11 protein-coding genes are annotated in these 11972 nt (G+C 65.6%); 5 read left to right on the top strand and 6 right to left on the bottom strand.

What is annotated here, in order from left to right; genetic code table 11:
* Positions 1-419: 419 nt before the first annotated feature.
* Genes ACP7A5_RS01855 through ACP7A5_RS01835 form a run of 5 tightly spaced genes read right to left on the bottom strand, consistent with a single transcriptional unit; the run spans position 420 to position 7472 of the window.
* Positions 420-1079, bottom strand: coding sequence for a TetR/AcrR family transcriptional regulator (locus ACP7A5_RS01855; RefSeq protein ID WP_426040311.1), 660 nt, complete (start codon positions 1077-1079; stop codon positions 420-422).
* A 48-nt stretch (positions 1080-1127) separates the two neighbouring features.
* A complete protein-coding gene (locus tag ACP7A5_RS01850) occupies positions 1128-1886 on the bottom strand; it encodes an SDR family oxidoreductase (protein ID WP_426040310.1) in 759 nt (252 codons plus the stop codon).
* Positions 1883-3586, bottom strand: coding sequence for a class I adenylate-forming enzyme family protein (locus tag ACP7A5_RS01845; protein ID WP_426040309.1), 1704 nt, complete (start codon positions 3584-3586; stop codon positions 1883-1885). The genes ACP7A5_RS01850 and ACP7A5_RS01845 overlap by 4 nt, the downstream gene beginning before the upstream one ends.
* A gap of 32 nt (positions 3587-3618) precedes the next feature.
* A complete protein-coding gene (locus ACP7A5_RS01840) occupies positions 3619-4992 on the bottom strand; it encodes a spinster family MFS transporter (RefSeq protein WP_426040308.1) in 1374 nt (457 codons plus the stop codon).
* Positions 4992-7472 carry a TonB-dependent receptor gene (locus ACP7A5_RS01835; RefSeq protein ID WP_426040307.1) on the bottom strand — a complete coding sequence of 827 codons (2481 nt, stop codon included), beginning with the start codon at positions 7470-7472 and terminating at the stop codon, positions 4992-4994. Before ACP7A5_RS01835 ends, ACP7A5_RS01840 begins: the two co-directional genes overlap by 1 nt.
* Positions 7473-7697: 225 nt before the next feature.
* Here ACP7A5_RS01835 and ACP7A5_RS01830 point away from each other — a divergent pair, with 225 nt between their 5' ends.
* From ACP7A5_RS01830 to ACP7A5_RS01810, 5 genes are read left to right on the top strand one after another with little or no spacing between them, the layout of a single operon-like run.
* On the top strand, positions 7698-8144 hold the full coding sequence (locus ACP7A5_RS01830) for a MaoC family dehydratase (protein WP_426040306.1): 447 nt from the start codon (positions 7698-7700) through the stop codon (positions 8142-8144).
* Positions 8145-8172: 28 nt separating this feature from the next.
* Positions 8173-8721 (top strand): MaoC family dehydratase, encoded by a 549-nt coding sequence (locus ACP7A5_RS01825; protein WP_426040305.1) that lies wholly within the window; start codon positions 8173-8175, stop codon positions 8719-8721.
* Positions 8722-8731: 10 nt separating this feature from the next.
* Positions 8732-9163: a Zn-ribbon domain-containing OB-fold protein gene (locus ACP7A5_RS01820; RefSeq protein ID WP_426040304.1), complete on the top strand. Its 432-nt coding sequence runs from the start codon at positions 8732-8734 to the stop codon at positions 9161-9163.
* Positions 9160-10350, top strand: a complete 1191-nt coding sequence (locus ACP7A5_RS01815) for a lipid-transfer protein (protein WP_426040303.1) — start codon at positions 9160-9162, stop codon at positions 10348-10350. Before ACP7A5_RS01820 ends, ACP7A5_RS01815 begins: the two co-directional genes overlap by 4 nt.
* Positions 10347-11132 carry an enoyl-CoA hydratase/isomerase family protein gene (locus tag ACP7A5_RS01810; RefSeq protein ID WP_426040302.1) on the top strand — a complete coding sequence of 262 codons (786 nt, stop codon included), beginning with the start codon at positions 10347-10349 and terminating at the stop codon, positions 11130-11132. The genes ACP7A5_RS01815 and ACP7A5_RS01810 overlap by 4 nt, the downstream gene beginning before the upstream one ends.
* A gap of 6 nt (positions 11133-11138) precedes the next feature.
* Here ACP7A5_RS01810 and ACP7A5_RS01805 read toward each other — a convergent pair whose 3' ends face one another.
* Positions 11139-11972, bottom strand: a complete 834-nt coding sequence (locus tag ACP7A5_RS01805) for an alpha/beta hydrolase (protein WP_426040301.1) — start codon at positions 11970-11972, stop codon at positions 11139-11141.

Below are 11972 nucleotides of genomic sequence, written 5' to 3'. Positions count from 1 at the left end.
ACCCGCATCGCCACCGGTCGGCCATCGTCGGAGCGCCGAGGATGGAAGAACAACCCGAACATTTCCGTCTCCCGACCTCTGGCAGACGCTGAGATGGTGAGAGGAGCTCTATCGTCAAGGTTGAAAGGAGGACGGTCCACTTCCCAGCCCCAGGGGACCTCCAGGGCGTCCGCCGCTGGGCGGGTGACGCGAGGCCCGCTGTCGGACGGGAGGCCGAGGACCGCTCCCGACCCATATCGGACATTCCCGGCGCGGGATTGCCAAGTCCGAGAGTGACTCGTCTGAGACGCTCGGAAGGTCCGCTTTCGAGACGGCCACTCCAAGATTTGCTTGACAACGCAAGCGTGAGGTTGGCTGCGATGTCGAGCATTGAACGCTGTCGATGTTTGCGTCAGGACCGCGTCGGGATCAGCAGTAGATCAAGTCCGCATGCCGGAAACCATCATGTTGGCGTACGTTTCGCCAATCTCGCGCGCGCTCTGGGGCGAGGTCTCGGGGCGGAACCAGCGATGGGTCCAGCCGACGACGCCCAGCATTCCGTAGGCCACCACGCGCGACGGCCCGACGTCGCGCAATGTGCCGTCGGCATAGCCTTCCTCGATGATTGAAATGAAAGCGTTCTCGATCATGCGGTTCACCTGCCGCATGTCCGATGACCATTTCGAACGGGTGCCCGAAACGCGACCGAGGTTCTCGCGAATGTAGATGAAGAGCAAAGGATAGTGCTCGCCGTAAGATTCCATGATCGAGACGATCAGTTTCCACAGCTTGTCCGGCGCCGGCAGCGTGCTGGCGGCGATGTCGGTGGCGATCTGCGAGTTTCGTTCGGCCACGGCACGCAGGACCTCGTCGAACAGCTCTTCCTTGGATGAAATGTAATAGTAGACGGAGGCGCGATCGATGCCGAGCTCGGCAGCCACCGCGCTGATGCTTGCGCCCTGCAGGCCCAGACGGTCGAACACACGGACGGCCGCCTCCGCGATCTCTCGCCGACGCCGTTTGTAGGCGTCGGAACTTTCTTCCTTCGCCGCCTTCCGGCGCTTGCCGATACCGCTGGTCTTGTCGCTGGTGGGGCTCATACTGCGACCTGATTAGCGAGCGAGGGGCGAAAGACCAACCCGTCCCATTCAGCCGCGCGGCCCGCCTGCCACGAACAAAACCTGACCCGAGACGAATCCGGATCGCGGGTCGGCGAAGAAGGCGACAGCGTTGGCGATGTCCTCGGGCTGGCCCGGCCGGCCAGCAGCAATATCGCGCACGACGTCCGCGATCATCGCCTCGAAGGTCACGCCCAGCCGCTCGGCCACGGCGGCCGTCATAGGAGTGACGACGAAGCCCGGGGCCACCACATTGGCGGTGATGCCGGATTTGCCCATCTCCAGCGCCAACGTCTTGGTCAGGCCGATCAGCCCCGCCTTGGCCGCGGCATAGTTCGCCTGCCCATAGGCTCCGAGCGCGGCGATGCTTGCCAGGTTGACGATTCGGCCATGCCCCTGTCGGCGCATGGCTGTCTGGACCTCACGACACATCAAAAAGGCCCCTCGCAGGTTCACGTCCTGGACGACCTGCCAGTCGTCGAGCGTCATCTTGGCCAGGGTCTTCTCGCGCAGGACGCCGGCGTTGTTGACCAGAACGGCGGGCGGTCCCAGCGCGGCTTCGGCCGCTTCGACAGCGGCCTGGACCGAAGCCTCGTCGGCGACATCAACAGCCACTGCGACCGCCCGACGTCCCAGCGCCTCGATCCGCGCAACGGTGTCGACGCAGGCGCCCGGGTCCAGATCCATCACCGCGATGTCGCAGCCGTCCGCGGCCAGGCGTTCAGCGATGGCGGCCCCGATGCCGCGTGCGGCCCCGGTCACGAGGGCGATTCGGGAGACTTCGGTCATGACAGGCCTAGACGTTCGCTAGCCAACCGGGACAGCAGGAATTTGCGCGGTCGCCCTGACGGCGTCAGCGGCACCTCTTCCGCCGCGATCGGCAGGACGTGGCGCGGCACCTTGAAGCGCGCGAGCCGTTCGGCGCACCAGTCGATCAGGGCCTGAGGCTCCAGCACGTATCCCGGGCGCGTCACGATCAAGGCAATGCCGATCTCACCCATGCGGTCATCTGGCACGGGGGCGACGTGAGCTTGCAAGACGGACGGGTGGCCCATCAGCACATCCTCGATCTCTGAGGGCGTGACCTGTTCGCCGCCGCAGCGGTAGCTTTCCTTGACCCGCCCGACGAGGCTCAGATAGCCGTCGGCATCGATCCGGCCGAGGTCGCCGGTGTGCAGCCAGCCCTCGGCATCGAACGCTTCGGCCGTGGCCTCCGGCTTGTCGTAATAGCCGGCGGTCACGCCGGGCCCCCTCGCCATCAGCTCGCCGACCTCTCCGGGCGGCAGTACCGCGCCCGACTGCGGGTCGACGACTCGGTAATCGACGATGCGGTGTCCAATGGCCGGATCACCCGCCGGCCCGACGTCTCGCAGGCGACCATTGGTCGTCACAAGCCGGTCGGTCGGGTCGTCCGGCCGGGTCACGGTCGTGGAGGCCGTGCATTCGCTCATGCCATAACCGGTCGTGATCTCGATGCCGTCGAAGGTCGCGAGAATACGATTCCACAGGCCCGGCGGTGTGCGCCCCCCGGAGGACAGCATCCCTTTCAGCGATCTCGTGCCGACCGGTGTGTCGACGAGGGCATCGAGCACGGCCAAGGTCATCGTCGGGATCAGCAGGAGGTCGCTAACCTCGTGGCGCTCGACGGCCCGCAGCGTTTCTCGCGGATCAAACTTCAGGTGAGGTACGATCGCGCCACCGACGAAGAGGGCCGCCAGAAGCCCCTCGACATAGCCGTATACATGGTTCATCGGCAGGCTGAAGTGGATTCGCCGCCCGTCCTCGAACGCCCTGGCATAGGCGCTCCCGAAGGCCGCGCGCAGCAGCATGTCGTGGGTCAGGACGACGCCCTTGGGTGAGCCGGTCGTGCCTGAGGTGTAGATGATGTCTGCAGGCGCCGCCGGGTCAACCTCGGGAAGCGCGCCCGCACCGCCATGGAGATTTTCGAACGTGGTCGCTCCGGCCCGCCCGCCGCCTTCGGCCTGGAAGATCGCGACCGAGCGCAGGTCGGGCAGAGCCGCGCCGCCTCCATCGCTCTCCCAACCCGGGGCGATCTCGTCCAGCATCCCCAGGTAGTCGAGGTCCCGGAACCGGTCCATCGTGACCAGCATGACGGCCCGGGACTGGCGCAGCACATAGGCCAGTTCGTCCCGGCGGTTGAGGATGTTGACCGGAACGGCCACGGCACCGATCGCGGCAACGGCAAACTTCACAGCGGCGAAGGCTGGATAGTTGGCCATGACCAAGGCCACGTGCTCGTCAGGCCGAACCCCGGCGGTGACCAGGCCGCCGGCGACCGACGCCACCCAGTCGGCCATCTGGCGATAGGTCCACGTCCGGGTGTCTGTGATCAGATAGGGGCGATCCGGATGCCGCTCCGCCGCATGAACCAGCATGTCGTAGAGGGTGCGCGGTCGCCACGGATCGAAGCCCCGCGCCATGGCGGCCTGACGTTCGGCAACGGGAGGAAGGAACGCGCTGGCAGGCATGATCGGTTCTTGGACGCTCTCGAAGGCCATCGTCAGGGGTTCAGGATCTCATGGTGCTTGCGATAGTCACGCCGTCCCCAGCCAAAGGCCAGAGCGGCCAGCAACGTGGAGATCGACAAGGTGATGCCCAGTGAAAGGCCGAGCGCGGTTTCGGAATGGAAGATGTAGTCGTTGAGCAGTCCGGGCAGCAGGGGCCCCATGGTCAGTCCGCCCAGGTTGGCGACGAACAGGATCAGCGCGAGGGCCTGGCCCCGGACCTGGTTGGGCAGGACCATCTGGGACGCCGCATAGCAACTGCCCGCTGGCATCGCGAGAAGAACGACCCCGATCGCAAAAACCGTGACCGTGGCGGTGGCTGAAAAACCCTGTGCCCAGATCAGCGCCCCAAAGGCGAGGGTGCCCAGAATGGAGCTGAAGGTCGCGATGCGAAGCGCGGCGTCCCGTCGACCGGCCACCAGGCCGCTGTCGCTGAGGCGCCCTCCCATGAGCATGCCGAAGCTGCCGCCGATCAGCACGACCAGACCCATCACGAGGCCTGTCTGTTGCGGCGTCCAGTCGAAGGAGCGCTGCAGCACGCCCGGCGACCACAGCATGAAGGCGTAGAGGGCAACGGCCTGGAACATCAGACCCAGGGCGATCGAGGCGACGGCGACCCGCCGTTTGGCGATTTCCGCCATGGTCTCGCGGATCGTGAGGCGTGCGACGGCTCCGTCGGCGGCGACGATCACCTTGCGTCGGGCGGGCTCGCGCAGCGTCAGGACCCAGAGGGCGACGAGGAGGCCGGGAATACCCGTGACCAGGAAGGTCGCGCGCCATGAAGCGATCTCGCCGAAGATAGGCAGGGTCAGGGTCGCGGTCTGGGTGACCAGTTGCACCACCAGTCCCCCGACCAGCAGCGCCAGACCCGAACCCAGATAGATGCCGACGCCATATAGGCTCATGGCGGCACCCAGCTTTTCGTTCGGGAAGGTGTCGGAAATCATGGAGACGGCGGCGGGGGCCAGGGTCGCTTCTCCGACACCCACGCCCATGCGGGCGAGGAACAGGCCCGGATAGCCCATGGCGACCGAACAGGCCGCGGTCATCAGGCTCCAGAAGAAGACGCCCGCGGCTATGATGTTGCGGCGGTTCAGCCGGTCGACCAGACGGCCCGCCGGAAGGCTGACGATGGTGTAGAAAAGCGAAAAGGCCAGGCCGCCCAGTAGCCCGACTTGGGTGTCCGACACCGCGAACTCGGCTTTGATCGGACCGACCAGCAGGCTGAGGATTTGGCGGTCGATGAAAGACAGGGTGTAGCAGACCGTCAGAACCGCGACCGTGTACCAGGCGTAGCCGGTGGCGGGCGGGGCTCTTGACGACGAAACCGCCGGATCTTTCGATCCGGCGGCCTGGGTCGTGTCCGTCATCAGAACTTGGCCGAGAACTGGAGCGCCACTTCGCGGCCCCGCGCAACTACGCCTCGCTGCTCGCCGATCGCGCCGGGCACGCTGGCTCCGCCCGTCCGGTCCGCCGCATAGAGGATGTAGTTCTCGTCCGAGAGGTTGCGCCCGATCAGTTGCGCGGTATAGCGCCCGTCCGGCGACGTTACCGTCACCCCGGCGTTGTAGCGCCAGAAGGCCTCCTGCAGCGTGGCGGGAGCCATGGTTTCCGCCGCATAGTAGCTGTCGCTGTAGAAGCCGTCGCCGGTCAGGGCCACGCCGAACCCGGCGATCTGGGTTTCATAGGTGAAGCCTGCGCTTCCCGACCACTGGGGCGCGCGGGCGGGTGCGCGACCATCGAAGTCCTGTTGCAGGGTCAGGGCCGTCGTGTTGACGAACGAGCAGTTCGTCGGAGCCACCGCTGTCGCCCGCACCGTGCCGGTCGGGAAGGCGTAGGAGTAGCACTGCCCCACGAAGTCGTTGAACTGTGCATCAACGTAGGCGATCGCCCCGCGTAGCGACAGGGCATCTGTGGCCTGCCAGGCGCCGTCGGCCTCGAACCCGCGCTGCTGGACCTCACCCGCATTGTTGATGGTGTAGGCGATCCGCGCCGGATCGTAGGTGTTCACCTGCAGGTCTTCAAAGCTGTATGCGAAGGCTGCGATGTTGGCGCGCAGGCGACCGTCGGCGAATATGCCCTTGGCCCCGGCCTCGAACCCGCTGGCGGACTCGGAACCGAAGTTAATGTCGCCGATCTCCGTCCCGGTCTGCAGCGGGCTGGTCAGACCAAACCCGCCGGACTTGTAGCCCGTCTTGTAGGCCACGAAGACCGTATGATTCCTGTCGGGACGCCAGGTGATGGTGGCTTCCGGTGAAAGATTGTCGTCCTCGAACTGACCCTGGATTTCGCCGACAATGGTCGACCCGGCATAGTTCGTGTTCTGGGTCGCGAAGGTGCCGATACCGTAAAGGTTCCTCTTCGCGAAATCCTTGGATTCGCGCGTCCAGCGCACCCCTCCTGCGATCTCGATGGTGTCGCTAAGGTCGTAGATCAGCTGACCGAAGACCGACTGGGTTTCGCCGCTCTGTTTTGCATAGTCCTCATAGGTGGAGAACCGGCCGGACGCGGCCTGGTAGTTGCTGTCGCGCAGCTTGGTGTCGTTGGTCGTGAACAGGTCTGTCGCCTGGAAGAAGGCGCCCAGCATGAAGTTCAACGGACCCGCGTAGTCACTGCTCAGGCGGAATTCCTGGCTGATCTCCTGGTTGGTCTGTCGATTGTAGAAGGCCAGCTGCGAATAGGTCGTCTGGTCCAAGCCGGACAGGAATTCATACTGGGTCGAGTTGTAGCCAGTTGTGGACGACAGGTTCAGCGTGTCGGTCAGGGCCCAGTCGAAATCCAGCACGCCGGTGAACACGTCCAGCTCGCCATAGGCTTTGTTGTTGCGGCGATAGCCGCGCATCGTTCTCGCGATCGCGTCGGGGAGGTCGCCGCTGGTCGTCCGGTTGTCCGCGACACAGTCCGCGAATGGATCGGCGATGCCTGCGACGCGCGGATTAGGCCCGCCCGAGCACGATCCGATGTTCTGGGTTGCGACGCCTGGGCCGGCGTCCTCATTATGGCCCATGAACAGTTTCAGTCGCCCGGTAATGGTCGGGGCGATCTCGGCCGTGAGGGTCAGGCGGCCGAGGATTTCCTCGTCACCGGGGCGGCTGTCCGAGACGCCCGGCAGCGTCGCGGCGCCGATCGGGGCCCCGGACGCGACCGTATAGAACGGATTTGCGATCGGCTGGGCGGTGTTGGTGAGCCAGCCGTCCAGGTTGCGATAGCGCAGGGCCAAACGGGCATTCAGGCCCTCGGCGAGTGGGCCAGAGACATATCCGTCGATGGTGGCCTCATCGCCTTCAAATTCGTAGCCGGCGCGGAAGCCGGCCTCGAACTGGTCGGTAGGGTCGGCGGACTTGATCGAGATAACCCCGGCCGGGCTGTTCTTGCCAAAGAACAGGGCCTGGGGTCCCTTCAGGACTTCAACTTGCTGAAGGTCGAAGAAACCCATCTGGGTGATACGGCCGTCGCTGGTCTGGACGCCGTCGATGGCGACCGACACGGCCTGTTCGAAGCCGGTCTGGTTGGCGGGTGAACTGATGCCACGAATGGCGATCGAACCGCCGCCGTTCGACTTGTAGGCGCCGACGACCACGGTCGGTGTCAGCTCGCCGATGCGCGACAGGTCGTCGGCGCGGTTCCGCTCGAGCGTTTCGGCTGTGACCACGTTCACCACGACCGGCACACTGATCAGGGTCTCTGACCGGCGCCGCGCGGTGACGACGATGTCGTCGACCGACGAAGTGTCTTCCTGCGCCGTGGCGCTCTGTGTTCCGGCCGATTGTGCGAACGCAGGTCCTGAAGCGACCATCAGCAAGGCTGCGGCGCTACCCGCTATCAACAGCGATTTCGTAGATACAGCCATGGCTCTCCCCTGACTTTCCAATCCCTGTCGCCATCCGCTCGTCTGGTGCGAGTCCTTGCGACCGGCTCAGAAAGACGGTTGCCGTGCGATCTGTCAATACCGGTGTTGACAAAAATCAACGACCGCGTTGATAGTATGTCGCAGGGGCTCAAGACGGTCGAGCGTTGCGACCATGGCCCCCGGCAACGACCATCGGGGTCGTGCAGATGGGAGTGTGGATTAGCCATGGATGGCACCGGAACATCGCTACCACTGGACCTGGCGATCACGCCGGCGACGCCGGTCGGTTACCGACTTCAGAGCCTACGAAAGAAAGCCGCGATCCAGCTGATGGGTTCGCGTCTATGGGGCCGCTTCAACCCCAATCACTGGGATCCGGTCTATGCCGCCGAAACCGGCCTGAAGGCCCCGATCCAGACCGGTGAAATGTCATCGGCCTACATCGCCGAGATGTGCGTGAACCACTTCGGCGCGGCCTTCTTCAAGGGCTCGCGCGTGGTCCTCAAATACGTCGCGTCGACCTTTGCCGACGAGATCATCTCGACCCAGGGTGTGGTGCGCGAGAAGCAGCCCAAGGGCGGCGGCTACCGCTTCATTGTCGATGTCTGGGCCGAGAACGAGGCCGGTGAGAAGAAGACGGCCGGCTGGGTCGAAGTCGATGTCGGCGCTTGATCGCGCCCCCGTTCAAGGAAATGACGCCATGACCCCCCAGATCCATTCACAGCAGCCTGCCACCGACGCACTCAAGCCCATGAGCCCGGTGCAGGCCCGACAAACTCGCGCCTTCATCGACGGACTGGCCTCAGAGGCGCGTCCCTATTGGGACATGGTCGAGATTGGAGACGAGCTGTCGCGCGACCTTCATCTCTCCGCTGAGCTGGTGATCCTGTATTCGGACGGTGTCGAGGACTTCAATCCCTGGTACGAGGGCTGGCGGATGAATAGCTGGCACATCGAGGGTGAATCACCCTTCGGCGGGGCGATCGTGCCGCCGTTGCTGGTCTCGCACTTCGTCCTGTCGGTGCAGTTCGACGCCACGCGACCGTTCTCGATCGGCTCGATCCACACCTATCATGACTCCGAAATCCTCGAGCCGATCCCCGTCGGAGCGACGGTAAGGATCACGACCCGGGCGACCGAAAAGTTCGAGAAGCGGGGCCGCCGCTACGTGCGTCATGCGGTCGAGGTCACCGACGTGAGCAACGGTCTCCTCTACTTCCGCGAAACCCGCGACATCCTCTCGCTTTGAGGGGCCGTTGATGACGGACTCTGCCATCACCGCCGTCGTCGCCGAGGCGCTCGCACTGGACGAGGCCGCGCCGGCCTTGCTGGGCACCCGCTGCGGGGATTGCGGGACGCTCTACTATCCCCAGGTCGTCAGCTGCCGGAACCCGGAGTGTGACGGTAAGCATGTCGCTCCGGCACGGATCGCCGGACGCGGCACCCTCTACAGCTTTACGATCCAGCGTTACCGGCCGCCGGCCCTGTTCGCGCTCGAGCCATGGCATCCCTATGCCTTGGGGCTTGTGGATGTCGAGGACGGTCTGCGGGTCATAGGGATAGTCGATACGCCGACAGGCGATATCCGGATCGGCATGCCGCTTCGCCTTTCCACGCTGGTTTTGAACGATGAGGCGGAGGACGCCGTCGTGACCCACAGCTTCGTCGCCGACCATGGAGCCGGGGCATGAGGCCGGTCTATGTACTGGGCGTCGGGGCGCACCCCTGGGGCAAATGGCCGGAAACGACACAGGTCGAGCTGGCCATCCATGCCATGAAGGCGGCGCTGGGCGAGGCGTCGCTGGAGTGGGGCGACTTGCAGGGCCTGGTCGCCGCCAGTTCGCGCTTCGAGGGCGGGATGGGGTGGGGCCTGCACGCGAACGAACTGGTGCAGGCCGTTTCCGAACACGGCCTGGCCTGTATCAACGTTGGCGGTGCCTGCGCGGCCGGAGCCGTCGCCTTCCATACCGCCCATATGCTGGTCGCCAGCGGCCAGTACGACACGGTCGCGGCCATGGGGGCCGAGAGGATGCCCAAGGGGTTCATCCCGCGTCCGCCCGGCTCTGCGGATGATCCGGCCGACCATGACTTCCTGCGCTGGAAGACCATGGGTGCCACCAATCCGGCCTATTGGGCCATGGAAGCCCGGCGCCGGATGCACGATCACGGCACGACGGCCGAAACCTTCGCCGCCGCCTCGGTCATGATGCGTCGTCACGGGGCGCTGAACCCTTACGCCCGCTTCCGTACACCCTCGACCATGGACGAGGTCCTGGCCTCTCCAATGGTCAGCGATCCCTTGCACCTGCTCGAGATCTGCGCGGTCAGCGACGGGGCCGCCGCCGTCATCCTGGGATCCGAGGACCAGGCGCGCCGGGCGGGTGGTCCGATGATCGAAGTCGCCGCCAGCGCTATTGCCACCGGCCGGTTCGGCGACCCTGCCGCGCGCATCCCTACCGTTGGATCGACGCCGCGTCCCGGCGTTTCGCACACCAGCGAAGTCGTCTCAGCGGTCCACAAGGCGTGGACCCTGGCCGGCATCGGAGCCGAGGACATCGATTTGGTCGAGATCGCCGACAACACCGCCTGGCACATCCTGGCCTGGCCCGAGCTTTTCGGCTTCTTCGAGCCGGGGCAGGCCGATCGAATGCTGCTGTCCGGGGAGATGACACTGGGTGGCGGCCTGCCGGTCAATCCCAGCGGTGGCTTCCTGTCGTTCGGCGAGGCTACGACGGCCCAGGCCTTGATGCAGGTTTGCGAACTTGCGTGGCAACTGCAGGGCCGGGCAGGCGAGCGCCAGGTCGAGGGTGCCCGCATAGCGATGTCGGCCGTTCTGGGCCTGGGGGCCAACGGCGGCTCCGTAGTGCTGAAGCGATGACCGAAGCCGTTCAGATCGAGGTCCGCGATCGCGTTGCGGTCCTGACGTTGTCGCGGCCCGACACCGGTAACGCCATCGATCAGGAAATGGCGGACAGCCTTCTAAGGGCCACGCTTCACGTTGCCGCGGACGACGCGGTGCGAGCGGTGCTCCTGACGGCGCAAGGGCGGGCATTCTGCGTTGGGGGCGACGTAAAGGCCTTCGCCGCAGCCGGCGCGAAAGCGTCGGCCCTGGTGGAGAATCTGACGGCGTCCTTGCACATGGCAATCGCCCGGCTTGCCCGCATGGAAAAGCCTCTGGTGACGGCGATCAACGGCGCAGCGGCCGGGGCCGGTTTCGGACTGGCCATCCTCGGCGATGTCGCCCTCGCGGCGAGGTCGGCGAAGTTCGCCATGGCCTATGGCGCGATCGGCCTGACGCCGGATGGCGGCGCGACCTGGCTCCTGCCGCGCCTGGTCGGGTTTCGCCAGGCCCAGCGACTGGCACTGACTGACGAGCGCATTGATGCCCAGGAAGCCAATCGGATCGGTCTGATCACCCGTGTGACCGACGACGAGTCGTTGCACGATGAAGCCTTCACCCTCGCCCGGACTCTTGCCAAGGGGCCGCGACGCGCCCTTGCGCAAACGCGGGCTCTGCTGCATCAGTCCCTGTCCAACGGGCTCGAGACACAGCTGGAACGCGAGGCTCAAGGCATCGCCGGAGCCATCGCCGGGTCGGAGGGGCAGGAGGGGATCGCGGCCTTCATCGCCCGGCGGCCCGCCGACTTCAGCAGCCTCTGAGGGCGTTCAGGTCAGGGCGGCGACCAACCCCTCTGCCAGACGATCGAGCGCCTCGACGCTGCGTTTGCTGCATTGGGGCAATCCGGCGAACCCATGGATCATATCGGGATAGTGGTGGGCGCTGACCTTCACCCCCGCCGGCCTCACCCGATCGATCAGGGCCTGACCTTCGTCCCGAAGGGGGTCGAACCCGGCGGTGATCACCACGCTTGGGGGAAGGCCGGACAGGTCGGCCTTTGTCAGATCGGGCATAGCTTCGGTCGCGAACATGCTCCACGCCCACAGCATGAAGTCTCGCGTCAGCATGTGGTCTCGACCGAAGGCCATCTGGGACGCACTGGCGCAACCCGCGTCGACCGCCGGATAGAGGAGGCCCATGGCATCAACGGGCTGTTGCAGGGCCCCAAGTTCAAGAGCGGCAGCAACCGCCAGCCAGGCCCCGGCGCTGTCGCCCGCCAGCCCGACGGCGACCCCGGGGTATCGGGATCGGACCCACCGGACGGCCGCAATGGCGTCATCAAGTCCGGCGGGATAGGGATGCTCGGGTGCAAGGCGGTAATCGACCGCAACGACGGTAAGGCGGCTGCTCAGGGCCAGGCGTCGGCACAGGCCGTCGTGGGTGTCCAGGTTGCCGAAAACGAAGGCTCCGCCATGCAGGAAGACCACGATCGCCCGATCCGGTCCGGCCGCGGGCCGATAGACACGCAGAGCTAGGGGGCCGCCCGGCCCGGTGATCTCCAGGTCCTCGACGGCGTGGATGTCTGGTCTGGGCGCCCGAGCGAGATAGCCGTTGGCTCCCGCCCGAAAGGCCGAAAGATCCGTGGGTACCCGCAGCGCCAC

It is taken from the genome of Brevundimonas sp. TWP2-3-4b1, from assembly GCF_049897665.1.
Taxonomy (GTDB): Bacteria; Pseudomonadota; Alphaproteobacteria; order Caulobacterales; family Caulobacteraceae; genus Brevundimonas; species Brevundimonas subvibrioides_B.
Note: the sequence above shows the minus strand (reverse complement) of the source record. Positions and strands in the feature narration are given on the sequence as shown.

Excerpts from the sequence above, each read along its gene's own strand:
- ACP7A5_RS01845 (WP_426040309.1), bottom strand. The coding sequence starts at position 3,586 with ATGCCTGCCAGCGCGTTCCTTCCTCCCGTTGCCGAACGTCAGGCCGCC.
- ACP7A5_RS01850 (WP_426040310.1), bottom strand. The coding sequence starts at position 1,886 with ATGACCGAAGTCTCCCGAATCGCCCTCGTGACCGGGGCCGCACGCGGC.
- ACP7A5_RS01820 (WP_426040304.1), top strand. The coding sequence starts at position 8,732 with ATGACGGACTCTGCCATCACCGCCGTCGTCGCCGAGGCGCTCGCACTG.
- ACP7A5_RS01825 (WP_426040305.1), top strand. The coding sequence starts at position 8,173 with ATGACCCCCCAGATCCATTCACAGCAGCCTGCCACCGACGCACTCAAG.
- ACP7A5_RS01810 (WP_426040302.1), top strand. The coding sequence starts at position 10,347 with ATGACCGAAGCCGTTCAGATCGAGGTCCGCGATCGCGTTGCGGTCCTG.
- ACP7A5_RS01830 (WP_426040306.1), top strand. The coding sequence starts at position 7,698 with ATGGATGGCACCGGAACATCGCTACCACTGGACCTGGCGATCACGCCG.
- ACP7A5_RS01855 (WP_426040311.1), bottom strand. The coding sequence starts at position 1,079 with ATGAGCCCCACCAGCGACAAGACCAGCGGTATCGGCAAGCGCCGGAAG.
- ACP7A5_RS01815 (WP_426040303.1), top strand. The coding sequence starts at position 9,160 with ATGAGGCCGGTCTATGTACTGGGCGTCGGGGCGCACCCCTGGGGCAAA.
- ACP7A5_RS01840 (WP_426040308.1), bottom strand. The coding sequence starts at position 4,992 with ATGACGGACACGACCCAGGCCGCCGGATCGAAAGATCCGGCGGTTTCG.
- ACP7A5_RS01835 (WP_426040307.1), bottom strand. The coding sequence starts at position 7,472 with ATGGCTGTATCTACGAAATCGCTGTTGATAGCGGGTAGCGCCGCAGCC.